The 23,917-nt window shown below is 60.0% G+C and carries 26 protein-coding genes and 1 pseudogene; 12 read left to right on the forward strand and 15 right to left on the reverse strand.

Annotation, left to right across the window (positions count from 1 at the left end):
• The first annotated feature begins 67 nt into the window (after positions 1 to 67).
• Both ACYVRZ_RS08890 and ACYVRZ_RS08895 read left to right on the forward strand, forming a co-directional pair.
• Complete coding sequence (locus ACYVRZ_RS08890) at positions 68 to 472, forward strand: glycerophosphoryl diester phosphodiesterase membrane domain-containing protein (protein WP_461226262.1); 405 nt, start codon at positions 68 to 70, stop codon at positions 470 to 472.
• A complete protein-coding gene (locus ACYVRZ_RS08895) occupies positions 388 to 1,848 on the forward strand; it encodes a glycerophosphoryl diester phosphodiesterase membrane domain-containing protein (protein ID WP_461226263.1) in 1,461 nt (486 codons plus the stop codon). Before ACYVRZ_RS08890 ends, ACYVRZ_RS08895 begins: the two co-directional genes overlap by 85 nt.
• A 192-nt stretch (positions 1,849 to 2,040) precedes the next feature.
• Here the strand turns inward: ACYVRZ_RS08895 and ACYVRZ_RS08900 are convergent, their stop codons facing one another.
• Positions 2,041 to 2,433: a cytidine deaminase family protein gene (locus ACYVRZ_RS08900; RefSeq protein ID WP_461226264.1), complete on the reverse strand. Its 393-nt coding sequence runs from the start codon at positions 2,431 to 2,433 to the stop codon at positions 2,041 to 2,043.
• Positions 2,434 to 2,876: 443 nt separating this feature from the next.
• Here ACYVRZ_RS08900 and glpK point away from each other — a divergent pair, with 443 nt between their 5' ends.
• The 3 genes from glpK (at position 2,877) to ACYVRZ_RS08915 (ending at position 7,077) form a co-directional block, all read left to right on the forward strand.
• Positions 2,877 to 4,379, forward strand: coding sequence for a glycerol kinase GlpK (glpK, locus tag ACYVRZ_RS08905; protein ID WP_461226265.1), 1,503 nt, complete (start codon positions 2,877 to 2,879; stop codon positions 4,377 to 4,379).
• Positions 4,380 to 4,493: 114 nt separating this feature from the next.
• Positions 4,494 to 6,320 (forward strand): type 1 glycerol-3-phosphate oxidase, encoded by a 1,827-nt coding sequence (gene glpO, locus ACYVRZ_RS08910; protein ID WP_461226266.1) that lies wholly within the window; start codon positions 4,494 to 4,496, stop codon positions 6,318 to 6,320.
• Between the two features lie 52 nt (positions 6,321 to 6,372).
• On the forward strand, positions 6,373 to 7,077 hold the full coding sequence (locus tag ACYVRZ_RS08915) for an MIP/aquaporin family protein (protein WP_461226346.1): 705 nt from the start codon (positions 6,373 to 6,375) through the stop codon (positions 7,075 to 7,077).
• On the opposite strand, the gene ACYVRZ_RS08920 is transcribed toward ACYVRZ_RS08915, so the two are convergent.
• From ACYVRZ_RS08920 to ACYVRZ_RS08935, 4 genes are all read right to left on the reverse strand, one after another.
• Positions 7,034 to 8,002, reverse strand: a complete 969-nt coding sequence (locus ACYVRZ_RS08920) for a glycosyltransferase family 8 protein (RefSeq protein ID WP_461226267.1) — start codon at positions 8,000 to 8,002, stop codon at positions 7,034 to 7,036. The genes ACYVRZ_RS08915 and ACYVRZ_RS08920 overlap by 44 nt on opposite strands.
• A 48-nt stretch (positions 8,003 to 8,050) precedes the next feature.
• Positions 8,051 to 8,449, reverse strand: a complete 399-nt coding sequence (locus ACYVRZ_RS08925) for a type II toxin-antitoxin system death-on-curing family toxin (protein WP_461226268.1) — start codon at positions 8,447 to 8,449, stop codon at positions 8,051 to 8,053.
• The gene (locus tag ACYVRZ_RS08930) at positions 8,449 to 8,709 is read right to left on the reverse strand and encodes an AbrB/MazE/SpoVT family DNA-binding domain-containing protein (RefSeq protein ID WP_461226269.1); all 261 of its coding nucleotides are present in this window, start codon (positions 8,707 to 8,709) and stop codon (positions 8,449 to 8,451) included. Before ACYVRZ_RS08930 ends, ACYVRZ_RS08925 begins: the two co-directional genes overlap by 1 nt.
• 84 nt (positions 8,710 to 8,793) lie before the next feature.
• The gene (locus ACYVRZ_RS08935) at positions 8,794 to 9,138 is read right to left on the reverse strand and encodes a type 2 periplasmic-binding domain-containing protein (protein WP_461226270.1); all 345 of its coding nucleotides are present in this window, start codon (positions 9,136 to 9,138) and stop codon (positions 8,794 to 8,796) included.
• 1 nt (position 9,139) lies between these two features.
• Here ACYVRZ_RS08935 and ACYVRZ_RS08940 point away from each other — a divergent pair, with 1 nt between their 5' ends.
• Positions 9,140 to 9,295, forward strand: coding sequence for a hypothetical protein (locus tag ACYVRZ_RS08940; RefSeq protein ID WP_461226271.1), 156 nt, complete (start codon positions 9,140 to 9,142; stop codon positions 9,293 to 9,295).
• Positions 9,296 to 9,373: 78 nt separating this feature from the next.
• On the opposite strand, the gene ACYVRZ_RS08945 is transcribed toward ACYVRZ_RS08940, so the two are convergent.
• Positions 9,374 to 10,318 (reverse strand): Dyp-type peroxidase, encoded by a 945-nt coding sequence (locus ACYVRZ_RS08945; RefSeq protein ID WP_461226272.1) that lies wholly within the window; start codon positions 10,316 to 10,318, stop codon positions 9,374 to 9,376.
• Between the two features lie 185 nt (positions 10,319 to 10,503).
• Between ACYVRZ_RS08945 and ACYVRZ_RS08950 the strand changes: the two genes are divergently transcribed.
• Together ACYVRZ_RS08950 and ACYVRZ_RS08955 are read left to right on the forward strand one after the other, a co-directional pair.
• Positions 10,504 to 11,379, forward strand: a complete 876-nt coding sequence (locus ACYVRZ_RS08950) for a 5-bromo-4-chloroindolyl phosphate hydrolysis family protein (RefSeq protein ID WP_461226273.1) — start codon at positions 10,504 to 10,506, stop codon at positions 11,377 to 11,379.
• Positions 11,372 to 12,196 (forward strand): hypothetical protein, encoded by an 825-nt coding sequence (locus ACYVRZ_RS08955; protein ID WP_461226274.1) that lies wholly within the window; start codon positions 11,372 to 11,374, stop codon positions 12,194 to 12,196. Before ACYVRZ_RS08950 ends, ACYVRZ_RS08955 begins: the two co-directional genes overlap by 8 nt.
• A 249-nt stretch (positions 12,197 to 12,445) precedes the next feature.
• Here the strand turns inward: ACYVRZ_RS08955 and ACYVRZ_RS08960 are convergent, their stop codons facing one another.
• Together ACYVRZ_RS08960 and ACYVRZ_RS08965 are read right to left on the reverse strand one after the other, a co-directional pair.
• Positions 12,446 to 12,937 carry a GNAT family N-acetyltransferase gene (locus ACYVRZ_RS08960; RefSeq protein WP_461226275.1) on the reverse strand — a complete coding sequence of 164 codons (492 nt, stop codon included), beginning with the start codon at positions 12,935 to 12,937 and terminating at the stop codon, positions 12,446 to 12,448.
• A gap of 76 nt (positions 12,938 to 13,013) precedes the next feature.
• Positions 13,014 to 13,475, reverse strand: coding sequence for a GNAT family N-acetyltransferase (locus ACYVRZ_RS08965; RefSeq protein ID WP_461226276.1), 462 nt, complete (start codon positions 13,473 to 13,475; stop codon positions 13,014 to 13,016).
• Positions 13,476 to 13,771: 296 nt separating this feature from the next.
• On the opposite strand from ACYVRZ_RS08965, the gene ACYVRZ_RS08970 reads away from it, so the two are divergent.
• Complete coding sequence (locus ACYVRZ_RS08970) at positions 13,772 to 13,864, forward strand: putative holin-like toxin (protein WP_461226347.1); 93 nt, start codon at positions 13,772 to 13,774, stop codon at positions 13,862 to 13,864.
• 218 nt (positions 13,865 to 14,082) lie between these two features.
• Here the strand turns inward: ACYVRZ_RS08970 and ACYVRZ_RS08975 are convergent, their stop codons facing one another.
• Complete coding sequence (locus tag ACYVRZ_RS08975) at positions 14,083 to 15,552, reverse strand: ATP-binding protein (RefSeq protein WP_461226277.1); 1,470 nt, start codon at positions 15,550 to 15,552, stop codon at positions 14,083 to 14,085.
• Between the two features lie 271 nt (positions 15,553 to 15,823).
• On the opposite strand from ACYVRZ_RS08975, the gene ACYVRZ_RS08980 reads away from it, so the two are divergent.
• Positions 15,824 to 16,018 (forward strand): hypothetical protein, encoded by a 195-nt coding sequence (locus ACYVRZ_RS08980; protein ID WP_461226278.1) that lies wholly within the window; start codon positions 15,824 to 15,826, stop codon positions 16,016 to 16,018.
• Here ACYVRZ_RS08980 and ACYVRZ_RS08985 read toward each other — a convergent pair.
• Positions 15,988 to 16,413, reverse strand: a pseudogene (locus tag ACYVRZ_RS08985) (MFS transporter); the annotation flags it as partial. The gene ACYVRZ_RS08980 and the pseudogene ACYVRZ_RS08985 sit on opposite strands and share 31 nt — an antisense overlap.
• Positions 16,414 to 17,124: 711 nt before the next feature.
• Positions 17,125 to 17,811, reverse strand: a complete 687-nt coding sequence (locus tag ACYVRZ_RS08990; RefSeq protein ID WP_461226279.1) for a transmembrane-type terpene cyclase — start codon at positions 17,809 to 17,811, stop codon at positions 17,125 to 17,127.
• A 32-nt stretch (positions 17,812 to 17,843) separates the two neighbouring features.
• On the opposite strand from ACYVRZ_RS08990, the gene ACYVRZ_RS08995 reads away from it, so the two are divergent.
• A complete protein-coding gene (locus ACYVRZ_RS08995; protein ID WP_461226280.1) occupies positions 17,844 to 18,341 on the forward strand; it encodes a TetR/AcrR family transcriptional regulator in 498 nt (165 codons plus the stop codon).
• Here the strand turns inward: ACYVRZ_RS08995 and ACYVRZ_RS09000 are convergent.
• The 3 genes from ACYVRZ_RS09000 to nagA all read right to left on the reverse strand — a co-directional run bounded on the left by ACYVRZ_RS09000 (position 18,316) and on the right by nagA (position 21,232).
• On the reverse strand, positions 18,316 to 19,293 hold the full coding sequence (locus ACYVRZ_RS09000; protein WP_461226281.1) for an alpha/beta hydrolase: 978 nt from the start codon (positions 19,291 to 19,293) through the stop codon (positions 18,316 to 18,318). The genes ACYVRZ_RS08995 and ACYVRZ_RS09000 overlap by 26 nt on opposite strands.
• A gap of 220 nt (positions 19,294 to 19,513) precedes the next feature.
• Positions 19,514 to 19,993 carry a 23S rRNA (pseudouridine(1915)-N(3))-methyltransferase RlmH gene (gene rlmH / locus ACYVRZ_RS09005; protein ID WP_461226282.1) on the reverse strand — a complete coding sequence of 160 codons (480 nt, stop codon included), beginning with the start codon at positions 19,991 to 19,993 and terminating at the stop codon, positions 19,514 to 19,516.
• An 81-nt stretch (positions 19,994 to 20,074) separates the two neighbouring features.
• On the reverse strand, positions 20,075 to 21,232 hold the full coding sequence (nagA, locus tag ACYVRZ_RS09010; RefSeq protein WP_461226283.1) for an N-acetylglucosamine-6-phosphate deacetylase: 1,158 nt from the start codon (positions 21,230 to 21,232) through the stop codon (positions 20,075 to 20,077).
• 760 nt (positions 21,233 to 21,992) lie between these two features.
• Here nagA and ACYVRZ_RS09015 point away from each other — a divergent pair.
• Complete coding sequence (locus ACYVRZ_RS09015) at positions 21,993 to 22,820, forward strand: Cof-type HAD-IIB family hydrolase (RefSeq protein WP_461226284.1); 828 nt, start codon at positions 21,993 to 21,995, stop codon at positions 22,818 to 22,820.
• A 354-nt stretch (positions 22,821 to 23,174) separates the two neighbouring features.
• Here ACYVRZ_RS09015 and ACYVRZ_RS09020 read toward each other — a convergent pair whose 3' ends face one another.
• The gene (locus ACYVRZ_RS09020) at positions 23,175 to 23,882 is read right to left on the reverse strand and encodes an alpha/beta hydrolase (protein ID WP_461226285.1); all 708 of its coding nucleotides are present in this window, start codon (positions 23,880 to 23,882) and stop codon (positions 23,175 to 23,177) included.
• Positions 23,883 to 23,917 lie beyond the last annotated feature (35 nt).

A 23,917-nucleotide genomic window follows, 5' to 3' on the forward strand; every position in this document is an offset into this window, starting at 1 on the left:
TGTCGTGCCCCGGCCCGAGGCGCCGAAGCGTTCCGCGCGTTATAATCGTCTTCATGGAGGACGAACAATGAAATCATTACGTTACACAAGGTCACTGCTGCGGGAGTTCGCGTCGCGCTGGGGCAGCTACCTGCTCTTGGTCGAGCTGGTCGCCGCCGTTACCGCCGGCGTCGCGGTGCCGCTGATGCGCTGGGCCACCGCCGGCATTTTGCGCCGGGCCGGCATTCCCTACCTCGGGGTGGATAACTTCACGGCCGTGGTGCTGCGCCACCCCGGGGCGGCGGCGCTTTTGGCGGCGCTGCTCGTGTTGTTGCTGGTGCTGGTTTACCTGCAGTTTGCGGTGCTGCTCGGCGGCATCGTCAGCATCCAGCAGCTCGAGGGCCGCAGGTGGCGCAGGTCGGCGAGGGGCTCGCCGACCTGCGCCACCTGCGGCCCTCGAGCTTCGGCTTCTTCGTCGTCTACCTGCTGCTGATCGTGCCGTTCGCCGGCGTGGTGGTGCAGTCGGCCCTACTCAACAAGGTGCAGATCCCGACCTTCGTGCTCGAGTGGCTGACGGCCCAGCCGGTGTTTGCGGTTTTGGTCGCCGCGTTTTACCTCGGGGCGGCCTACCTCGGGCTGCGGTGGGTACGGGTGTTGCCCAACACCATCCTGCGCGACCAGCCGCTCGGCGCGGCGGCCCGGCAGTCCTGGCGGCAAACCCGCGGCCAGTTTTGGCGCTACGCCTGGCGCCTGGCGCTGTTGACCTTGGTGTCGACCTTGGTCGGCTGGGCCTGGTCCAGCGGTCTGATCGCCTTGCAGACCCAGCTGGATCGCACCGCCTTCGCGCTGCCGGCGGCGGTGGTGCTGTTGACGCTGATGCTGGCCGGCCAGACGCTTTTGGGCGGGGCGACCAGCGTGTTGTACCTGCTGTTTCTGGTGGCGCCGGACGGCCTGGTCAAGGCGAGCCGGCCGATTCCGGCCAAGCACCACTGGCTGCGGCGAATCGTCGTTTTGACCTCCGGCGGGGCGGTGGTGGTGATCATGGCGGCGTTCGGCGCCTTTTACATGACCGGCGCCTTGGCCGAGCATCCCCTGACCATCTCCCACCGCGGCGTCGATGCCGGCAACGGGGTGCAAAACACCATCCCGGCGCTGCGTAAAACCGCGGCGCTGCACCCAGATTTTGTCGAGATGGACCTGCACGAGACCAAGGACGGCCAGTTCATCGTGCTGCACGACGAGAACCTCAAGGCGCTAGCCGGCGTCGCTCGCACCCCGCGGCAGCTGACGCTCGCCCAGCTCAAGCGCATCACGGTCCGGGAAAACGGCCACCACGCCAAGCTCGCGAGCTTCGACGACTACCTGGCAGCGGCGGAAAAACTGGACCAGCGGCTGATCGTCGAGCTCAAGCCGGCACCGGGTGACAGCCCCGAGATGCTCACGCACTTCATCGCGCGTTACGCCCAGCGCCTGCAGCACGACGGCGACCGCATCCACTCGCTGAGCTACCGGCTGATGACCCGGCTGCACCAACGGGTTCCCAAGCTCTACGCCGGCTTCATCATGCCCTTCAGCCTGGTCGCGCCGCAGACGGACCTGTCCGGCTACACGGTCGAAGAAACCACGCTGGACTCGGAGCTGGTCGACACGGTTCACGCTCGGCACCAAAGCGTCTGGGCCTGGACGGTCAACGATCGCGACACGATGGCACAGATGCTGTTTGAAGACGTCGACGGCATCATCACCGACAACCTGAGCGACCTCAAGCAAGTGATTGCCGAGCAAAGCGACCACCCCAGCTACGCCCAGCGGCTGCGCCTGTTCGCCACCACCCTGGAAGACTTCGGTGACCCGGTGATCGGCAACTAGGGCAGAACCATCAGCGTCGCATACCGCGGTCCATCAACAGCGAACCAAAGGCCGAACCGCGAACCAAACAGGCCGGCTCTCCGCAAGTTGCGAAGGGTCGGCCCTTTGATTGGCCGCGTCAGCGGCCATTATTCTCCCAGCAATGTTTTACACCGGGCTCGCCGCATCGTGCCAGTCTCCCTGGCGTCGGCCTCACAGCCACCAGTCGGGCGTCAACGTCGCCAGCGTCGCCACGCGACCGCTTGCGCAATCCAGCATCACCTGCACGTCCTTGGCCGCCCCTGGCATCAGCTGGGCCATCAGCTCCCGACACGCACCGCACGGCGCCATCGCCTGGCCATCCGCGCCAATCGCCAGGACCCGCGTGACACGCGCCTCGCCATGGGTCAGCGCGTTGAAAATGGCGTTGCGTTCCGCACAGACGCCTAACGTACACGCGGTGTCGACGCAAACCCCGACGTAAATCCGACCGCTTGGGGCCTCAACGGCGGCCGCCACCCCGCCGGCCTCGACGTATGCCGATACATTGCGCGGTGCCAGCACCGCCTTGGCCGCCCGATACAGGCGCTGCCACTGCTCGTCCATCACAATTCCTCCGTGCCGATCATGGGACCGGTTTCTCTGACTTCATGTTCAGTATAGCCGGCACGGCGCGTTGCCACAAGCGGCCGCCCTAGGCTCCCAAGTCCCGTCCAAAGGTTCACCCGACCCGAGCACCGATGGCCAGGCGCGGTCGCGCAACCGACCCACGCGGATTGCCGGCACCGCGCCGCTTGGCCGAAGCCCCGCTGTGGGACTGACTATGGAGCCGGCTGCGGGATTCGCTGTGGAGCCGGCTGCGCGGCGGTTGGCTCCTGTTGGCTGTGCCGCGACGGTTTTGTTACCGTTTTCACCCAGTGCGTGGTAAAGTTAGGAAGACCGTCAACCGGGTTAACGACAACGGGCTTTGAGTTGTCCCGCCGGGGCTCGGTTCGTTATCATGTTAATGTAAGCGATGTCACAAATATTTTGATACAGGGGGAAACGACATGACCACAAAAGGCGACTACATCCTCGCCATCGACGAAGGCACCACCTCGACTCGGGCCTTGATCATCGACCACGCCGGCAACAAGGTGGCCGACGCGCAGCGCGAGTTCACGCAGTACTTCCCGCAGCCCGGCTGGGTCGAACACGACGCCAACGAGATCTGGAACGCGGTGCTGTCGACCATCGCCACGGCGTTCATCGACTCGGGCATCCAGCCCAAGCAGGTCGCCGGCGTCGGCATCACCAACCAGCGTGAGACCACGGTGATCTGGGACAAGCAGACCGGGCTGCCGATCTACCACGCGATTGTGTGGCAGTCGCGCCAGACCAACGCCATTGCCAACCAGCTCAAGGAAGCCGGCCACGGCGACCTGATTCACGACAAAACCGGGCTGCTCATCGACGCCTACTTCTCCGCGACCAAGATTCGCTGGATCCTCGACCACGTCGAAGGCGCCCAGGAACGCGCGGAAAAAGGCGAGCTGCTGTTCGGCACCATCGACACCTGGATTTCATGGAAGCTCTCCGGCGGCGCCTTTCACGTCACCGACTACACCAATGCCTCCCGCACCATGCTGTTCAACATCCACACGCTTACTTGGGACGACGACATCCTCGCGCTGTTGAACATCCCCAAGGCCATTTTGCCCGAGGTTCGCAGCAACTCCGAGGTTTACGGCCAAACCGCCGATTACCACTTCTACGGCTCCGGGGTGCCGATCGCCGGGATGGCCGGCGACCAGCAGGCGGCCCTGTTCGGCCAGCTGGCGCTTGAGCCCGGCATGGTCAAAAACACTTACGGCACCGGCGCCTTCATCGTGATGAACACCGGCCTTGAGCCGACCATGTCGGCCAACAACCTGCTGACGACCATCGGCTACGGCATCGGCGGCGAGGTTCATTACGCCTTGGAAGGGTCGATTTTCGTTGCCGGCTCGGCGATTCAGTGGCTGCGCGACGCGATGAAGCTGGTCGCCACCGCCCCGGACTCCGAGGAGGCGGCCTTGGCCTCTAAGTCCCAAGACGAGGTCTACGTGGTGCCGGCCTTCACCGGGCTTGGGGCCCCGTACTGGGACGCCGACGCCCGTGGCGCCGTGTTCGGCATCACCCGCGGCACCACCCGCGAGGACTTCATCAAGGCGACGTTGCAAAGCCTGGCCTACCAGACCCGCGACGTGGTCGACACCATGTACAAGGATACCGGTATCGCCATTCCCACCCTGCGCGTCGACGGCGGGGCGGCCAACAACGACTACCTGATGCAGTTTCAGGCCGACATTCTCAACACCCCGATCGAACGCGCCGCCAACCTCGAAACCACGGCGATGGGTGCCGCCTTCCTGGCCGGGCTGGCCGTCGGCTTTTGGGCCAACACGGACGAGCTGCAAAGCATTGCCAAAATCGGCAAGCGCTTCGAGCCGCAGATGAAAGACGCCCGTCGCGCCGACCTCTACACCGGCTGGCAGGCCGCCGTTCAGGCCACCATGGCCTTCAAGCACTAGCGCAAGGCGGCGCCCGACCTGGAGGCGCCTCCCCCACCCCGGAGGCGGCGCCCCAACGCAACCGTCCCGTCTGCTCGCCGCTGCCGGTGCAGCGGTTCAAAGGAGGCTCACCCGATGGCTTTTTCCGCTCACACCCGTGCCGCCACCGTTCAACAGCTGACGGCCGCCCCGCTCGACTTGTTGATCATCGGCGGCGGCATCACCGGCGCCGGCGTCGCCTTGCAGGCGGCCGCAAGCAACCTGCGCGTCGGCCTGCTCGAGATGCAGGACTTCGGTGCCGGCACCTCGTCTCGCTCCACCAAGCTGGTTCACGGCGGCATTCGCTACCTCAAGACCTTCGACGTGCAGGTGGTCGCCGACACGGTGCGAGAACGCGCCGTGATTCAAGGTATCGCCCCGCACATCCCCCGCCCGACGCCGATGCTTTTGCCGCTGTTCCAAGAACCCGGCGCGACCTTCGATGACTTTTCCGTCAAGGTCGCCATGGACCTTTACGACCGGCTGGCCGGCATCACCGGGCCCCCCTACGCCAACACCACGCTGGATGCGGCGGCCGTGGCTAAAACGGTGCCGGCCTTGGCCACGACCAACCTGACCGGCGGCGGGGTCTACCTCGATTACGTCAACAACGACGCGCGGCTGGTGATCGAAAACCTCAAGGCCGCCGTCGCTCGCGGCGCCTTAGCGGTCAGCCACGCCGAGGTGCTGGAAATCTTGCACGACGATCAGGGCCAAGCCACCGGGGTGCGGGTTCACGACCACCTCAACGGCGGCGAGTTCACCGTGTCTGCGAAGGTTTTGCTCAACGCGACCGGGCCGTGGTCGGATCAGCTGCGCGAGGCCGATAGCCAGCTCGCTCACACGCCGACGCTGCGGCCGACCAAGGGCGTTCACCTAGTGGTCGACGCCAGCGTGTTGCAAGTGCCACAGCCCCTGTATTTTGACTCCGGGCTCGGCGATGGCCGCATGATTTTCGTGGTGCCGCGGGAGGGCAAAACGTACTTCGGCACCACCGACACCGACTACCGCGGCGACTACCGCCACCCCCGCGTCGAGCAACCCGACGTCGACTACCTGCTGCGGGTGATCAACCGGCGCTTCCCACAGGCCAGCGTTCGCCTGGCCGACATCGAGGCCGCCTGGGCGGGGCTGCGGCCGCTGATTGCCGGCGGCGACGACTACAACGGCGGCGCCTCACACCACCTGAGCGCCGCCGGGCTGGCCAAGCTGGTCGCAACGGTGCAGGATTTTGCCGCCGGGGCAACCGACCAGACCGCAGTCGAGCGGGTGGTGGCCGCGCTGCGGCCGACCCAGGCCGCGGCGGCCCCGTCGACCGTGTCGCGCGGCTCGGCCCTGACCGTTGAGCAAGACGGGCTGCTGACGCTGGCCGGGGGCAAGCTGACCGACTACCGCAAAATGGCCGAAGGCGCGATGGCGCTGATCCGTCATCGGCTGGCCGAGCGCTTCGGCGTGGCCGCCGCGGTGATCGACTCGACCAAGCTGCCGGTGTCTGGCGGGGACTTCGCGGCAGACGACGTCGCGGCGGCGATGCAAGGCTTCACCCAGCTGGGCGTGGCCGCCGGGCTGCCCGAGGCCGACGCCAGAACGCTGGCTGAACGCTTCGGCAGCAACACTGACCAAGTCCTGACCCACCTCAAGGGCGGGGCGGCGCCGGGCCTGTCGCTGGCCGAATCCGCCAGCCTGCGCTACTGCGTGGCAGAAGAGGCGGCCCTGACGCCGGTTGACTACCTGCTGCGGCGAACCACCGCGATGCTTTTTCACGCCGACGAACGCCACCACCTGGCGGAACCGGTAACCAACGAGATGGCGCGACTCTTGGGCTGGCGACCGGACGAGACGCGCGGTCAGCTGCAGCGGCTGGCCGCCGCCTACGACGAAACTAGCCTGCGCGAGCTCAAACGCGCCGGCCACCAGAGCTGAGGCAATCACAAGCGGGGCAACCCCCCAAAGGAGAAAAACTATGTCTGCTACCATCATGACCCAGGCCTTGGGCGAGTTCATCGGCACCCTAATCCTGGTGCTGCTCGGCGACGGGGTCGTCGCCGGCGTCAGCCTCAACAAGTTTAAGGCCCAAGGCGCCGGCTGGATTGCCATCACCCTCGGGTGGGGCCTGGCCGTGACGCTTGGCGTCTACTGCGCCGGCTTCCTCGGCCCCGCTCACCTCAACCCCGCCGTCACCCTGGCGTTCGCCGCCATCGGTCGGTTCGGCTGGGCCGGCGTGGTGCCGTTCATCATCGCCCAGATGCTCGGTGCGTTCGTCGGCGCCGCCTTGGTGTGGCTGCAGTACCTGCCGCACTGGGAGGCGACCAAGGATGAGGCCGCGATTCTCGGCACTTTTGCCACCGGTCCCGCCATTCGCCGGCCGCTGGCCAACCTGTTCAGCGAAATCCTCGGCACCGCGGTGCTGGTCTTCGGACTGCTCGCCTTCACCAAGGGCCAGTGGACCGATGGCCTCAACCCGATTGGCGTCGGCATCCTGATCACCGGTATCGGCCTGAGCTTGGGCGGCACCACCGGTTACGCGATCAACCCGGCGCGTGACCTCGGCCCCCGCCTGGCTCACGCGGTGCTGCCAATCGCCAACAAGGGCGACTCCGACTGGGGTTACGCTTGGGTGCCGGTGGTCGGCCCGATCATCGGCGGCGTCGTGGCGGCGCTGCTGTTCGCACTGATCTGAACCAACCGGTGGCGCAATCGCCGTCCCGCCGCTTGCACTGAGCTGAGCCTAAAAAATGGTTCCCCATCGCCTCACGTGAGGCCGCTGGGGAACCATTTTGGCTGTCAGTCGGCTGTCGCCGAGTTCGCCGCCAGCTTCTGATACGCCAGGTACAGCGCGGTGAAGCGGTTGTGTGCTTAGCCGACCAAGGCTTGGGTTGACCATCGAAGTGGAGGATCGCCGTGTGGGCCATCACCCAGTGGATGTCGTACACGCCCTTGCTGCGCAGGAAGTACTTGGCGTAGCCCCGCGCGTCGTAGTTCCAAAGCTCGTCCGGGACCTCCTGGATGTATTTGCCGTACAGATGGTTGAGAATGTCTTGGTCCGGCAGCATCAAAAAATCGCCCTGGGTCTCGATCACGCGCCGGATGTCGGCCCAGCGGATTCGGGCCCGGGCCTGGTCGAGGTCGATCAACAGCACCCCGGAGTTGAAGTAGGCGTGATCGGTGTTCAGCCGCAGATTGTTGAACGGCGTGGTGACATCGACCAGGCCGGTGTGCGTCGCCGCCGCGAGCATTTGGCCCTGCAGGTCAAGCCGCCACAGCGGTGAAAGCGAGTTGAGGACCAGAATGTCCGGGTCGAGGTACAGCACCCGGTGCAAGTCGGCCGGCAAAATATCCCCGGCCAGCAGGCGAAAATACATCTCCTTGGGGTAGCGGTCCTGCGTCGGCGCGGCGGCCCAGCGGCTGGCGTCGACGGCGACGGGGCGAAAAGACCAGCCAAAGGCCGTGGTGAGCCGGGCGACCGCCTCGAGCTCGGCGGCCGGAATGTCCGAATGAATCAGCCACACCGTGATGGCCGCTTCCGGGTCGTTGGCGTGAAGCGAGGTCAAGGCGACCTTCAGCGGTTCCAGGTAGCCGGCGTCTAACGTGAATAACAGATCCAAATGTGTTCCTCCCTTCAACCGAGTCGACAAGTCCGGTCGCCAGACAATCTACGCCAGCAGCTTCCGCACCGCGGCCCGCACTTCCGGCCACAGCTCCTGGGGCTCCCCGTCGACCTGCGCCGCGTGGCTGGCCAGGTCTGCCAGCTCGCGCCGTTGCGCCGCAATTGGGTGGAACACAACGCCGTTTTGCCCCAGGCAGTCAAGTAGGGCCAAGTAAGCCGTTCGCTTGTTGCAGTCGTTGAAAACGTGCTTCTTAATCAACTTCACAAAGTAAAACACGGCCAGGTCGGGCACCGTCGCGTACAACCGGCGGCCGAAGACCTCCTGATGCGCCGAACGCACAATGTCCTCCAGGGCCGCGGCGTCGCGAATCGCAGCCACCTGGTCGTAATGTTTTTGCACACAGACGTTGAGCGCCACAATCTCGGTTTCGCTCAAGCATTTCATCAGCGGTCCGCCAGGTAATCCATGGCGTCTTGGTTCTCAGCAATCAACCGGTCGATGCGTGCGACGGTGGCCAGTGCCTCATCGCGCTGATGCACCGGCACAATCACCGCCTGCCCGTCGCGCTCGCCGATGGTCACGTGGTCGCCCTTGTGAATCCCGAGCGCCGCAGCAATCGCCGGCGGAATCGTGACGTACAGGCTGCTGTTGCTCTGGCCGACTTTCCGGTCCTCCCGGTTCGCCAGCTTGGTTGGGTCAATCATGCTATCACCTCGTATCCTCAGTATATACAGGCAATACTCGGGTGGCAAGTGAGCCCTCCTCATTCCTTCATCCCCGCACCGCTGTCACCCCTGACGTGCCGCAAACGTCCGGTAGGCGATGCGGTAGCGGTGCCGCGGCCGCGCGTTCACCAGACCGTGGGCTGCGGCGAGGTACGTCGGCAACAGCGCCACCCCACGGCCGCTGGCCACCGTCGCGATGATGCTGTCCCAATCGTCCAGCGTCACGATTCGGGCCAGCTCGCTTTTGCAATCGCGCAGCGTCCGGGCCCGAAACGGGCACAGTCGATCGGCGTTGACCAGAATTGGCAGCCGCGACCAGTCTCGGCCCGGTGCCGCCAGGAAGGCAGCCGGCAGGTGGTCCAGAGCGGTCTGCTCAAAACCGGCCGGCCGCACGTCGGCGTAGGCCACGATGGCATCGGCCGCGGCCGGCGCCTTCGCCGTGCGGCTGACGCCAGAGGATATCGCCTACCTTGAGGAAGACTACCTGCCGCACAAGGTCGTCGGGGCGATCGACCACAACCCGGCAGCCGGCGTCGTACTGCTGGACGCAGACAAGAAGGCGTAACGCACCACCCACCGCAAACAGGGACTGGCCCTCACTCGGCTAGCCCCTGTTTGCATGTGAAGCTCACGGTTTTGCGCTTTAGAACCCTTCCCCGTCGGCGATTTTGGCCAAGAGGCTGCGGGACGGGATGAAGAACAGCTCGCCGCTGACCGGCGTCGAGAAGTCCAGCAGGCGGTCGGACTTTTCGAACATCCCCTGCAGCATCCGCTTGGTCACCGTCCAGTGCCGGGCGTAGCCGATGAAGTAGGTGCCGTGCAGGCCCTCCGCGGGGTTGCTGAACGGCACGTTCATCCGCACGATCTTGTGCTCGACGCCGCCCTCGTTGTCCTGGGACACGACGTTGTGGGCGTTGTGGGCCTTCTCGTCATCCTCGAGCTCGACGTCCGTGAACTTCTTGCGGCCGATGGCGGCCTCCTGCTGCTCCGTTTTGAGCTTATTCCACGCGTCCATGTCGTGGTGGTACTGCTGCGCAAAGGCGTAGGAGCCGTTGATGAAGCGTTCGTCCTCCGACCCGATCACCGCGTAGTCCGGCGTATCCAGCGCCGTCGGGTTCTCGGTGCCGTCGACGAAGCCGATGATCGCGCGACCCTCGAAGTAGCGGAAGCCGTGGGTCTCATCCAACACGGTCACCTGGTCCTTGATGCGGTCCATCACCTGGCTCATCAGCTCGAACGGCACGGCCGAGTTCTTCGCGCGGATGTGGAAAAAGAGATCCGCAGGGGTGGCCGGCGCGGTGTACTTGGGCCCGACCACCGGCGCGAATTCCTCAAGCTCCGCCGGCCGCGGCCCGGCCGAAAACAGGTAGTCCCAGGCTTTGCGCGACAGCCCGAAGGCGACGGCGAGGCCGGCTTCCGGGTAGCGGACGTTCAAGGACGACTCGAACGCGGGCAGGCGCTCTGCGAGGTCTTGGATCATCGCCAAGTCGGCGTCGTGGTCCTGGCGCAACAGGTCCATGGTGGCGAAAATAATGTTGTCCCCGGCGTCCTTGTAAACGTCTTGGACATCTCTCAGGTCAATTGGCATTCGACACTCCTCCTTATTGATACCGATTCCATTATAGCGAATGCCAAACAGCGGCGCAAAGATTTTGGCCGATTGAATGGCAGCCCACCGACTCGGCTGCCGCGGTGCGAACTCAGTTTCCAAAAGTTGACGGTTTTGGGCCGCTACCCCGTGCGATAATGGGTTGATTCTCACAGGAGGCCCCCATGTCCAATCCCCACAATCCCGATTACGGTGTGAGCAGGCGCTACGCCCTTCGCGCCTATTTTACCAACGCCCTGAACTTCAACGGCCGCAGCTCCCGCAGCGAGTACTGGTGGCTGCTGCCGTGGTGGCTGTTGTTCGAGCTGGCGTCCGGCCTGCTCATCGGCAACCGCATCCTGCCCCAGCTGACCCTTCGCGCCTTGCTGGTGATTCCCACCGCCGCCCTTTGCGCCCGACGCTACCGCGACGCCGGCATCGCCCCGGGCGTCGGCGTCGCCCAGACCATCTTCGCCTACTGCACCTGGTGGCTGCTTTACGCCGACGCCTCCGGCAGGCTCGCCGACCGCCTGGTTTGGGCGTGGCTGGCGGCCTGGGCGGTATCCGCAATCGCGCTACTGGTGATCACACTGCTGCCGACCCAGCAGGCAACCGCGGTCGTCGGCCACTCCCAGGCGATCGCCGCCTACCGCTCGCAGCACCACCTGAGCGGCGACGAGCTGCACCTTTTTCAAGGCGTCATGTCTACGGCCAAAATGCAGATTCTAAAGCTCGGCACCTGCGCGACCCGCTCGCCCGAGCTGGCCAAGATCCTGCAGGCAACCGGCGGCCTTCACGCCGCCCAGGAGCTGTTCCGCGAGCTGATGGCGCATCCCCACGAGATGACCGAACACGCCGACTTTCTGTACAAAATGCTGCCGGAGTTGGTCACGTCGTGCGAGCAGTTCATCACGGCGACGCAGGCTGCGGTCGCAAGCCCCGCGGTCAGCGCGGCCATCGCCGACATGGCCGCCGGCATCCGCACCCGGGCCCAGGCGATCACCGCCGACTACGCCCGGGTGGTCCAAGAAGACGCGACGGAGGTGACGGCGCATGGTTAAGCGCAAGCCGCAAAAACCGGCGTGGTATGCCGAGTACGACCGCCTATTCGTCAAGCCGCGGCCGCAAAAGCGCCGCCCGATCAACCGCGCGACGCTTGCCATTCTCCTGCTGGTGGCGCTGTCCCCGCTGGCCTACCACTACTGGCCGCGTCTGACCCTCAACGTCGAGCTCGCTCGCCACCGCCTGGCCGCCAAGTCCGCTTCGACGGCCGTCACCTACCGGAACAATTACGCCCTCAAGGCGGCCGGGCTGCGCCGCACGGCCGCCATCGACCAGTCGCGCAACCTGGTGGCCAAGCGCAGCGGCCACACCGTCGCTTTTTCCACCGGCGACCAGCTGACCGTCAACCCCAGCTTCAACATTGAGGAGTACTCACGCGACCACGTCGTCACGCCGACTCGAACCCCCGACAGCCCGGACATCACCGTCGCCGGCTGTTCCGGCCGACGCGACCAAACTTACGTACAGGCTGACCTGCGCCTCTACGCCAACCTGATTGGCGACTTCAACGCTTACGCCGACGCCGCCACCCCCAACCTCGTCAAGGTGTTCAAGACCCAGACCATCGGGCGCGTCCAGACCGGCTACGTCTTCGACGTCCCCGGCCCCAAGGACGATCAGGACTACGCGCGACTGACCCGCTACTTCCTCTTTCCGGACGGCACCGGCGCGGTCCTCAAGACCCTGCCGGACATGACCAAGCGAATGAAAAAGCTGACCAAGGCCAGCAGCCTGAAGCAGTTCGCAACGGCCTGTGGTGCGAGCTTCACGTCGCTGGCCGAAGATTACGCGTTCGAGGCGGCGCCCGAGCCGTAAACCGAGTAGGCCGACTGCACCGCCTGACCGCACCACCTGACCGCACCGCCTGACCGCACCGCCTGACCGCACCGCCTGACCGCACCGCCTGACCGCACCGCCTGACCGCACCGCCTGACCGCACCGCCTGACCGCACCGCCTGACCGCACAAATAACGCGCGACCCGGACTGCTCCGTGCCGCGCGTTATTTGGGTTGGATCACTATTTGTGCCGGCCAGCTCGGTGGCCGACCGCTGCGGAACCGAGGCTACTTCAGCCGCAGCTCGTAATACCGCGAGTCGCGGTCCGGAAAGGCATAGGCCACCCCGAGCTGGTCGCGGTCGATGCGCGTGAAGCCCTGCCGCTCGTAGAAGCTGTGCGAGCGGTGCTCGTTTTCCGGCGTGTCTAAGACCAACCGCGTGAGGCCGCGGTCCTTCGCGGCCTTCAGCGGCGTCTCGTACAGCGCCAACCCCAGGTGGTGCGGCCGGCCCCGAAAATCGGGATAGGTGAAAAACTTCTTCAAAACCGCGGTGTCTCCGTCCAGCGGCAATAGCCCGATGCAGCCGACCAGCCGGCCGTCGTCAGTGAGGGCACCCCAGAACTCGCCGCCGGGGCGGCGGTAGTAGTCGTCAAGCTGGAAAATGTCGTCTTGCTCCGCCATCTTGATGGCCAGCTTGGCCTCGATGTTTTGGCAGTAGTTGACCAGATCCACCAGTTCGGCGGTGTGGTGCGGGGTTTGGGTCAACGGTGCGATGATCATTTTGGACCTCCAAGTCGATGTGCAAAAACAGACAGACACGCGAGCGGAACCGCAAGTCATTCAACAACGCCACAGGCTACCCGCCAAGATACTTGACTAAGATAAGGCACGGGTTCCACTCATCCCACAAGCTCGGGAACACCTCCAGCCGCGTGAAACCCATGGCCTCGTAGAACCGAATCGTGTCGTCGTACTGGCTGTAATGCCCTTCAGCGACCGTTTTAACCTGCAGGAACCGGTAGCGGCTCTCGGCGAACCGCGTGAGCTCACGCACCAGCTGTGAGCCAACGCCCAGGTGCTGATACGGTTTCAAAACGCCCATGCAACTGATTTCGGCGGCATCAGGGCTGGTCTCGTTCAGATCAATAAAGCCGATGGCCGTGCCTTGAACCTTCGCCACCCAAAGCGGTAGGTCTGCCGATTCATCAACGTACGACTGGGTTGATTCCGGCAAGCCGAACCACTCAGGCAGCTCGGCCAAAATCCTCTGAACAATCTGCGGCCGCGTTTGCGGATCGTTCACTCGTTCAATTGTCACCTCTAAGTTCACCACGTCGCCCTTACAATCTCTAAGCGTGTCACCGCAACGGAGGTCGTTGACCACCCCACATCACCATTGCCACCCGCTCTTTAGACAACCATCATAGCACTACAATGTTCAATTCATCCTGTCATGATACAGTAATCGGGCAGAAAGTTGAAAACGGTTGGCAAATCCAATTTCTTGTGAGGTGGTGCCTACGCACAACCACCAAACTATACAGGAACGGAGGTGCCTTCTTGTCCGTTGCTTCCGCTCGGCACGCCTCACTCCGCAGAAAACATGCTGAAGCGCTGATGCTCACTTTTGGCGGGTTTATTCTAACACTCGTCAAGCTCGTCATCACCGTTATCCAAGCAATCGTTGGCAATCAAAAAGACCGCTAGTAAACTTCGTGGCTGAGGTTTAGCGGTCTTCCGACTGTTCTAGGCTTAATGCCAACCGCCTTTAACGGTCTGCGGGGCTGACAAGTTGGCGCATATCGGCCTTTTTCTATGACTTCATCGTACCATGCGCGTTTCCAAATGAAACGGATTGCCTCGCGTCAGCTTCACATGAGGCTGAGACGCACCCACATTACTTGTCTTTACCATCGAAACGACGGCTAATCTGCCCCAGTCAACCGATAATACTGATTGGGTGACGTCGGTGACGTCGCAACTTTTTCTAAAATAGCAAGTTCAGTCAGGTGACGTAATGCATTACGTGCAGAGCTCAAACTGTAATGTTGGTTAATTGACTCAAACAACTCTCGCGTGCGAACACTACCACGTTCATACGCCATCTCAACGGCAACTCGCTCGATTTCCGTTAGTTGCGCCCAACGGCGACCGATCCTCGCTTGAATCGCGTCCTCTCGTCTGAACGACCGCATAACGATATTATTTTTCAGAATTAAGTTAACGCTGTTAGTGTCAACATCGTACTCTGGATCTTCGAGGAAGAATGCATTCATATCGCGATAAATTCGTTCAACACCTTCCCCAAACTCACGAACCCATCCAAAATCCGTGAGTGCCCTAGCAATGTAGGGATTGCGTGAATAATGCGTTTTTCTAATATTCTCAGGGGTGACGACGGCTGGCAGACCGCCTGGGCTATGAATTTCAATGTGATCATCAAACATCAACACACGAATATCATCGCCGGTATAATTGTACCCCCGATGCGTGACTGCATTAACGATACCTTCTAACCAAGCACCTTTGGGATACTCCGGCACCTCCGTGAATTTTCCTGAAGCAACATCCAGACTTGAGAAAGTGCGCAGCTGACTTTCAATCAAGTCGGATGTCTGTGTCAACATTGAAGTTAGCGGGCCTTCAATTCGTGTTTGCTTCACGACGTTCATCTGGGTCCCCGTTTGAGCCGTTTTACCTTCATAGCGCACAAATCGAATACGTGCGCCTGGAATAAAGGCCGTTGGTTCACTGGCCAATAAAAGAACACCAGCTACTGTCAATCGATAAGTCGCATTCCCCGAGGCGGTCCGAATGCGTTTTGCTAGTCCTTTGGGAAACAACAAATCCCATAAGGTGTCACCATCGAATTGATATAGCCGCTTGTATTCAGCGACGGTTTTATCATCTAAGTCAGATAGTAGGGCATCCTCAATGATTTGACTTTCGTAAGCACGAATACCACGATCGTATTCCAAGTTTTTGCGTTCTTCAAAAGTTGCCTTGTGAGTCTCATCACCAATGCGCAAGAACACCTCGTCCCGCTTATTGGCATAGATTATTCCCTCTGCCGGTTCAACCGTTAACAATAAGATCCGATTTTTCTTCCCCCGATAATCATCAACCGTCATGAACTGATCACTAACAGGCAAAGTTGGCACCACCAGTTGATTCCCAATCTGTAACATATCATTGATTTTCTGGTTTGAGAGCTGATCAATGCCTTCAAACGTTTTGTTTTTGATACCGACAGCGACGGTCCCGCCATCAGCATTCGCAAAAGCAATCAAAATGTTAGCAAGCTTAATCAAGTCGTAGGCACTGCTCTTGCGGTCAAACGACTTACCTTCGGGCCGACTCAATAATTGCTTGGTTTGACTTTCAGAGTTAGTCACAGGTATTCGTCCTCCACAGATAAAATTGGCTCAATAAGCCGCAACATTCAGCTCATCAAAGCTATGCTAAGCTCATTAAAAACTTTACAGAGCTCATCAACGCCGCCAGTCCACATGAATTGCAACATTTTGATGTCGCTGTTCCTATCAGCTCATTAAAGCTCGTCACAGCTCATTAATTCTCGCCAATACTCATTAAAACATGCATCTCTCACTAATGCTACTTTCGGTTCGGCTATCCTTTGTTTGTACTTGGATCATCAACGAGTATATGTCAATTCGGTGGCACGGTATTCCCGCGGAGCTCAAGGGCTTCTTCGACAAGGTGATGCTGAAGAACTTCGCGTATGTGAAAGACCCCGACTGGCGCGACCTGCTGACGAACATCACCAAGGCGACGGTCATCACGACGGCCACCATCACGAAGGACTACCTTGTGCCGACCCCCATCATCATGCCGGTTTGACTCGGCGGCACTTGCTCCAGGATGATGTTAAACATCAAGGGTAACGCGATGCCGGTCCCCAAGCCTTGCACCCCGCGCCCCAACAACAGCACCCAAAACGCCGGGGCGGCGCCGTCCAAGAGCACGCCGGTGATAAACAGACTGATGGCCACCAAGAACAGACTGCGCGTCTTGAACCGCCGCTTCAACGTCGCCGAGAGCGGCACCATCGCCGCCACCACCAGCAGATACAGCGTCGTCATCCACTGCACCGTGTTGGTCGCAATCTTGAACTCGTGCATCAAGGTGGGAAAGGTGATGTTCATCGCGGTTTCGACCATCACCCCGCAAAACGACATTAACCCTGTGGCGACAATTGCCCCAACGACTTTGGGCGTGATTTTCTTTTCGTACACCGTTGCCTCCTGAAATTTGATAGATTGCGAACAAATTCCAACCTAGCACAAAGTTTGGCTTCGCGTAAGCACAACCTATTTCCAGACCACGGCATTCAAAAAACCGACTGTCCGTTGTCTGACAGTCGGTGTACCAGCGAGGATTGCATCTGTACAGCAGCCCGAACCAGCCAAACGAAGCGGCTCCCCAAGACTGCCATCACTTGTGGTACGGGCTTGCGTATCATTCATCCCTGCGGTTAATCGTCTTCAGATTAACCTAATTGATGTTAGCCTTCAACAAACCATTCAATGACGCAATGGTTGATATTGTTCACTTTGATTTAAGAAATCACTTCATAAATAGATGAGTCCGTCTGCTTTGTATGCCCTGACCATATTTCGCAATCAATCGGACCTGGTTTATTCAAATTCGGATTGATTACTTCTTCACGATTGTATCAGTGTACAGGTGATCTGAGCTGAACGCCTGTGTAGTTGTCCCACAATACTAGCAACAAAGTCTTAGAAAGAACATTCGTAGATAAGAAAGTTTCCTTAATTTTTCCCGTTCAATATAATTTTCATCGCCTCCATAAAAATAGCCCAGCAACCATCAGGCTACTGGGCATCATTGAGTATCAAATTGATAATATATGCATGGGTTTGACGATGGCAGTGAAGTTTCAAATTGGCCGAACTTGCATCCGAAGCCTTTTAGTCGCAAACTAATTACAAACGTTGCCATGGCGAAATGCCATTGGCCTTTAATTCCTTATAAATCAAGCCCATGTACCAGCTATCGCAGATAAAGATCAAGCCTACGATAATTGCCATGAAGCCAGTTGAATCTCCAAGTACAGATACTAATCCCACAGTAACTGCAGTGCCTAACCACTTACTCCAAGCTACTGTGAATGATTGGCCGTTAATTGGATTGCCATCTCGCTTGCGACTATAAAACTGACTGACAAACAACATACTCATGGCGCAATTTTGTAACAAAGCAATAAACTTGGCAACTTCAAAGGAATCATGATGGAATGATGGTAGACCTCCGAAGAATGATGGCGCCAGCAACATAATCCCAAAAGAGGCCACCATGCCAAGAACAAAGGCAACGTAAAAGGCTTGCTTTGGCACACCAGAGCGGCGTTCATAATCGGCTGGTCCAAACTTGAAGGTGCCGATCACGATCATGAGGTCTAACGCCATCCAAACCACGTTGATAATGGTTTCCATTAATGATGATTGTGGTGGATAGATATAGGAATACGTGGTTTCCCACGCGAAGTTTAAGCATAACGCAGCCAGTGGCATACCAGGCGTTTTATCACGCCAAGTGCGATTGACCACGCCGGCATAAGTGATTGTCCATGCAATCCCGCTAATCAGCGGAGCGATTGTTGCTAAAGTCATAATTTACCTACTTTCATAATGTTGGAGAGTTCATGAGTCAAAACAAAAACACGATGCTATTTCACAGCTTAGCGAAGCTACATGCCAATACCCCTTTAAATGAGATCACGATTGCTGAGTTAACTGCCAACGCCGGCGTATCGCGAATGTATTTCTATCGCAACTTTAATACCTATACGGATATCATTGATCGTCATATTGAGGACTTGGTCACAGGCTTCATACGCGCAGTACGCAAGCGAACGGATTCTGTTGAACACACGGCGACTTTATTTTTCAAAACGTTACTTCCAGATGCCACCGCATTCGGCATTTTTTTAGCGCATGATGAAAGCAACCACATCCAACACGACTTTGAGTTAGGTCTGCAACGCCTATTAGACCAGCAATTGATCCAAGGCCATAATGACCCCTACTGGCAAGCTTTCACTGCTGGTGGGCTGAGCCGTGTTATCACCGTGTGGTTGAGCAAATCTGAACCAGAAACCCCAATGCAAATGGGTACTAAGATTGCAGCGATTGTTCGGTAAAGTTGTGTTCAGTTGCATACTTGTATGCTTGCATTAAAGCAGTAGTGGCTGCCAATGCTGAGCTCGAGGTCGGATCTAAGACATCAAATCCGTGATAAGCGCCAGGGAATACGCGACATTCAGCCTCAACTCCAGCATGTTTTAATTTTTGAAAATATTGCTGCGTTTCATTATAAAAAGGTTCGATATCACCAACAAACGTAAATGCTGGTGGCAGGTTTGAAAAATCTGTTAATCGACCTGGTGCCGCATATGGAGAAACATGTTCAGTTTGAAAGTCTGTGCCTAAATACTGCTTCCATGCAGCCACGTTGCTTTTAGTGTTCCATACTGGTGCATCATTATCCTTGGAGCTCTCAGAGCGCATGCGATCGTCAAGCATCGGATAAAGCGGGATTTGAAACGCCACCTTCACCTTACCCAAGTCCCGTGCGTATGCGGCCACGCCACAAGCTAAGCCACCACCGGCACTTTCACCGCCGACGAACAACTGGTTAGCTCTGATATTCAATTCTGTGCAATGAGCTTGCATCCATAGCAACGTATCATACGCGTCGTGTAAAGCGGCAGGATAAGGTGCTGTATCAGAAAGACGATAATCGGGTGATACGACGACGCTGTCTGCAGTTTGAATGAAACGTTCGATCGTCCCATTTTCGATTTCTGGCAAGCCAAACGCATAACCGCCACCGTGTAGCCACAATAACCCAGTAGCCGGGGCGTTGCTGTTAGTCCGTCGGTAAATACGCAAGCGAATGGCTTGACCATCGCGTCTGGGAATTTCGGCTGTCGAAACATCGATATGCGGATCTTGTGGAAGTTCGTCTTTGCATTTGACGGTAATCAGTTTTTGCAGAAACTTGAATTTCCATGATGTATCAAGTTGCACATGGCGAAGCTTTGCCCCAGAGGCTCGAAGATCCTCAGCTAACATATTATCGGTAATGTGCATTGCATGACCTGCTTTCATTATGATTTTGCCCATGTGCCTAGATTATCGACTCCATCGCATTGACTCAATGTGCTTGTGACAAAAGGACCTGAATGTGTCACAAAAATTTGGCCAAGAAAAAAAAGGCATCTTGCTACAGATGCCTTGATTGAACGATTCTATTGACTTGATAATGGTGGTAACAAATAATACTTTCACTATCTGTTTGCTATTAACCGCATCACTTATGATACGGGCTCCCGATATTGATCATGAACGCCCGGTAGATCTGCTCGGTCAGCACCAGCCGCATCAGCTGGTGGGGCATCGTCAGCTTACCGAAGCTCAGCGTGTTGTTGGCGCGGTGCATCACCTCAGGCGACAGGCCGAGCGACCCGCCGATGACGAAGGTGATGTCCGAGTGGCCGTACGTCGTGAGGTCCGCGATTTCCTTGGCGAAGGCCTCGGAGCTGCGCTGCTTGCCCTCGATAGCCAAGGCGATCACCCACTCCTTGTCTTGGATCTTGCCCAGGATGCGCTCGCCTTCGACCTGCTTGACCTGGGCCATCTCGGCTTCGGACAGCGACTCCGGTGCCTTTTCGTCCGGCACCTCGACCAGCCTGAACTTGGCGAACTTGCTCAGGCGCTTGGCGTATTCGGCGATGCCGTCCTTGAAGTACCTCTCCTTGAGCTTGCCGACCGCCACGATTTTGATGTTCAACAGACCACTCCCTTTGACCCTGATTATAGCAAAAAAGGGCCCGCCGCTTTTCACAAAAAGCAGCGGGTCCCCATTGTCTGGTTAGGCCTGGTAGCGGGAAACGCCGTCCAGGTAGGTTTCGGCCAGGCTCATGTCCTTGTTCAGGACCAGGAAGTCGGCGTCGCGGCCCGGCAGGATGCTGCCGCACTTGTCGTCGATCTTCGAGGACTTGGCCGGGACGTAAGAGCCCATCATGATGGCCTCTTCCGGCGTGTTGTTGTTCCAGTCCACGACGTTCTTGATCGCGTCGTTGAGCTTCAGGATGGAGCCGGCGAGGTTGCCGCCGTTCTTGAGGCGGGCGGTGCCGTCCTTGACGATGACCGGGAATTCGCCGAGCATGTAGTCGCCTTCTGGCATCAGGCCGGCGGACATGCAGTCGGTGATCAAGGCGATGTGCTCCGGGGTCTTCTCGCGGATCAGGGAGGCCGCGACTTCAGGCCGCACGTGGTGGCCGTCGCAGATCAGCTCGTCGTCGACGATGTTCAAAAACATTGCGGCGCCGACCATGCCGGGCTCGCGGTGGGAGAGGCCGGACATGCCGTTGAAGGTGTGGCAGAACACGGTGGCCCCGGCTTCGATGCAGGCCTTGGCCTGTTCGAAGGTCGCGCTACTGTGGCCCAGGGCAACGGCCTTGCCGTCCTGGCTCATGTGCTTGGTGAATTCAACGGCGCCGTCGCGTTCCGGTGCCAGGGCCATTTTCTGCAGCAGGCCCTTGGCGCTCTTTTGCCACTCGTCGTATTCTTCGATCGATGGGTCGCGGAAGTACTTCGGGTTCTGGGCGCCCTTGTGCTCCTCGGTGAAGTACGGGCCTTCGAAGTAAATGCCCTGGATTTTCGCGCCGGTTTCCTCACCGGCGTGGTCGCCGATGGTCTTGCAGACGGCGTTGAGCTGGTCGAACGGGCCGGTCAGCGTGGTCGGCAGCCAGCTGGTGACACCGGTCTTGAGCAGGCCCTCGGACATCGCGTTGATGCCTTCCCAGTCGTTGTCCATGACATCGTGGCCAAGCGAGCCGTGAATGTGCGTGTCAACCAGGCCCGGGGCGATCCACTGGTTGCCGTAATCCTTGATCTCCCCCTCCGGCTTCTGCCCGTAAGACGGGATGAAGTCGCCGAACTTGCCCTCATCGGTGACCTCAAGCCAGCCGTCGTTTTCGGTGGTGTTCTTCAGGAAAAACTTCGCAGCATGAATGTAGTAGCTCATCACATGATCTCCTTATCATCGTTGTTATCCGTTGCCAACACCAGTGTAGCACAACCCCGGGTATTGGTCTAGGCCAACGCCCGGTTAATTCAAAATCGACCGCCTCGCAGCAAGGCCATTCGTCTCGCGTGTGGGTTCACGGTTCCCGCGTGGCCGCGAGCATCCGGTCGAGGCCGCGAGCGTCGGGCTGCCAGGGGCGGGCTGCCAGGGGCGGGCTGCCAGGGGCGGAGCCAGGCTGCCGCCGCAAGCAATTAAAAACCGCCGCGGTGGCGGCGGCCGCGCCGAAGCCACCGGACTGTGTGAAGCCGGTGGCCTTGGCTTATTCGGTTACGTTCCTGGCTTCTGCTTACCCTTGTGGTGACATTGTGCCCACCGGTTCCGGTCATCGCGCGGCTAACTCGGCTGGCAGTGGCGGTGGCCGGCCTGCAGCCGGTGGGGTGGTGCGAATCCGGGTCCCTGGTTTCCCCTCGTTTGATTCCGGGGTTGCACTAAAACTCTCGAGCTAAAAGCCGTGTGGCAATACACTGCGGCTTGTCATGGGTGGGGGCTGCGGTGCGAGCCGCAGGATGTGCCCCGCGCGGTGGATAACAAAGCAGCTGTGGCCTTTTGCTGCCTCCCCGTGCAAGAATAATCATTCGGGCATATCTTAACACCGGACCAATCATCCGTCAAGCAATGTGACTCGCGCCAGCGGCCGATGTTTTTGCGAAGGCCGCGGCCCTTCTGTGGTATGCTGAAGGCACAATCAAGGAGGCAACCCATGTACAAAATGATCGTGAGCGACCTGGACGAAAGCCTGTTGCAAGACGACGGCCAAGTCTCCCAGCAAGACATCACCACCATTCACCGGCTGGGGCAGGCCGGCGTCAAGTTCGTGCCCAACACCGGCCGCGGCTTCGCGTCGGTGCAGCCGCTGCTGCAAACCCTTGGCCTGGCCGGCGTGGCCGGGCAGTACGTGATCTCGTACAACGGCGGGGCGATCGTCGACAACGCCGACAACCGAATTCTGATCGCCCATGCGCTGGACAGCGCGGTGGCCGACGCCATCTACCGCCTGGCGATGGCCAGCGGCGCGTTTTGCGCCCACATCTACACCATGCACCACGTCTACGTGGTCAACGCCAACCCGGACGAACGCGCCTACCTGAAAAACCGCGGCGTCGCCTACACCGAGCTGGCCGCCGCCGACCTCGGCGCGTTTGCCAACCGCCGCATCGCCAAGGTGATTTTTGAAAACCGCGACCTCACCCGCCGCGCCGCCTTGAAGGACGCGGTGGCCAAGGCGATTGCGACGCCGCTGACGGTCACCTACTCCTCCAACCGCTACGTCGAGTTCAACCCCGCCGGCATCGACAAGGGCGACGCGGCGCTGGCGCTGGGTCAGCGCATCGGCATCGCCAAAGACGAGATCATCGCGCTGGGCGACAACTCCAACGACCTGAGCATGCTGGCCAAGGTCGGCCTGGGCGTCGCGGTGCAAAACGCAATCCCCGCGGCCAAACAGGCGGCCGGCCTGGTGCTTGACGCGACCAACAACGAATCGCCGGTCACCGAGATTGCGGCCCGGCTGTTCCCGGATTTGGCGTAGGTCAAACTGGGGGCGGCGACCCGGACGGACCACTGTGACGGCGCCAGACGGGGGCGGCGACCCGGACGGACCACCGCTTCCGAGCAGGGCGAGTCGGCGGGATAGTGGGGCTCGCGTAGCCCGTTGCGGCCGCAAGACCCGCCTCGCCGCAACCGGCCAGCTTGGCCGCGGCCGTTACCAAAAGTTAAGCAAGCCAAGTTTTTCTTGAGGAAATCCTCACGCTTTGGTCACAGATGGCGGGTAATCTATTAGACATAGAGATGCAACAACCTCTCTCCTCCAAAGCAAACCCCAAGCGTCCCCCCCGGCGCCACGAAGGCCCGATGCGCAGCTGCGCATCGGGCCTTCGTGCGTCTACTTCAGCGTACCCAGCCACGCCACCAGCTGCTTGGCAACCCAGCGCTGCTGCGCCGAATTGCTGACCGTCGCCGCCTTGTCGCCGGCCTGCTTGCCGTAAGCGCCGAACCCGGCGTGGTTGCCGCCGGCCAGCTGGCGGTAGGTGGTCGCCTTGGGCAGGTCGGCTCGGGCCTTCTTGTAGGCCGCCCAGTCCAGCACCCCGTCGCGGCTTGCGGTCAAAGACAGGACCGGCACTGCCTTCAAGGCCCCCTTGGCGTCGGGGTAGCTGGCTAGGAAAAACACCCCGGCCAACCCGCGCGAATGCGCCTTCGCGTAGCGGCTAGCCATCACGCCGCCCAGCGAGTGGCCGCCGATCACGTAGCGGGTGCCGGGTCGCACCACCCGGTCGGCCCGGTTGGCGCCAAGCACCGCCAGGTCGTAGGGAAAGCTGACGATGGCGACGCGGTAGCCGGCCTTCGCGACCCGCTTGGCCCAGATGCTGTAGGCGCCGGGGTCAACGAAGGCACCGGGATACACCACCACCGTCAGCTTGGCCGTTTTGGGACCGAAGAACAGCGTCTTGGCGGTCGTGGTCGCCGCTTTTTGCGCGACTCGGGCCGCGGCGGTCGGGGCGTGTTCCTGGTGGGTCAACACCACGTGGCCGATGCCGGCCAAAAGCGCCAGCGCCACCACGAAGCTGAGTCCAAGCCGTTGCCATTTTCTCATCGAATCACCTCTTAGGTAGCATACCACGCGTGAAC

Source organism: Lacticaseibacillus suihuaensis, assembly GCF_054785075.1.

What these genes read in the sequence shown, in the direction of transcription:
- ACYVRZ_RS08890 (WP_461226262.1), top strand. Translation starts at nt 68, where the DNA reads ATGAAATCATTACGTTACACAAGGTCACTGCTGCGGGAGTTCGCGTCG.
- ACYVRZ_RS08900 (WP_461226264.1), bottom strand. Translation starts at nt 2,433, where the DNA reads ATGGACGAGCAGTGGCAGCGCCTGTATCGGGCGGCCAAGGCGGTGCTG.
- glpK (WP_461226265.1), top strand. Translation starts at nt 2,877, where the DNA reads ATGACCACAAAAGGCGACTACATCCTCGCCATCGACGAAGGCACCACC.
- glpO (WP_461226266.1), top strand. Translation starts at nt 4,494, where the DNA reads ATGGCTTTTTCCGCTCACACCCGTGCCGCCACCGTTCAACAGCTGACG.
- ACYVRZ_RS08925 (WP_461226268.1), bottom strand. Translation starts at nt 8,449, where the DNA reads ATGAAATGCTTGAGCGAAACCGAGATTGTGGCGCTCAACGTCTGTGTG.
- ACYVRZ_RS08930 (WP_461226269.1), bottom strand. Translation starts at nt 8,709, where the DNA reads ATGATTGACCCAACCAAGCTGGCGAACCGGGAGGACCGGAAAGTCGGC.
- ACYVRZ_RS08940 (WP_461226271.1), top strand. Translation starts at nt 9,140, where the DNA reads ATGGCATCGGCCGCGGCCGGCGCCTTCGCCGTGCGGCTGACGCCAGAG.
- ACYVRZ_RS08945 (WP_461226272.1), bottom strand. Translation starts at nt 10,318, where the DNA reads ATGCCAATTGACCTGAGAGATGTCCAAGACGTTTACAAGGACGCCGGG.
- ACYVRZ_RS08950 (WP_461226273.1), top strand. Translation starts at nt 10,504, where the DNA reads ATGTCCAATCCCCACAATCCCGATTACGGTGTGAGCAGGCGCTACGCC.
- ACYVRZ_RS08955 (WP_461226274.1), top strand. Translation starts at nt 11,372, where the DNA reads ATGGTTAAGCGCAAGCCGCAAAAACCGGCGTGGTATGCCGAGTACGAC.
- ACYVRZ_RS08960 (WP_461226275.1), bottom strand. Translation starts at nt 12,937, where the DNA reads ATGATCATCGCACCGTTGACCCAAACCCCGCACCACACCGCCGAACTG.
- ACYVRZ_RS08980 (WP_461226278.1), top strand. Translation starts at nt 15,824, where the DNA reads ATGTCAATTCGGTGGCACGGTATTCCCGCGGAGCTCAAGGGCTTCTTC.
- ACYVRZ_RS08990 (WP_461226279.1), bottom strand. Translation starts at nt 17,811, where the DNA reads ATGACTTTAGCAACAATCGCTCCGCTGATTAGCGGGATTGCATGGACA.
- ACYVRZ_RS08995 (WP_461226280.1), top strand. Translation starts at nt 17,844, where the DNA reads ATGAGTCAAAACAAAAACACGATGCTATTTCACAGCTTAGCGAAGCTA.
- ACYVRZ_RS09000 (WP_461226281.1), bottom strand. Translation starts at nt 19,293, where the DNA reads ATGCACATTACCGATAATATGTTAGCTGAGGATCTTCGAGCCTCTGGG.
- nagA (WP_461226283.1), bottom strand. Translation starts at nt 21,232, where the DNA reads ATGAGCTACTACATTCATGCTGCGAAGTTTTTCCTGAAGAACACCACC.
- ACYVRZ_RS09015 (WP_461226284.1), top strand. Translation starts at nt 21,993, where the DNA reads ATGTACAAAATGATCGTGAGCGACCTGGACGAAAGCCTGTTGCAAGAC.
- ACYVRZ_RS09020 (WP_461226285.1), bottom strand. Translation starts at nt 23,882, where the DNA reads ATGAGAAAATGGCAACGGCTTGGACTCAGCTTCGTGGTGGCGCTGGCG.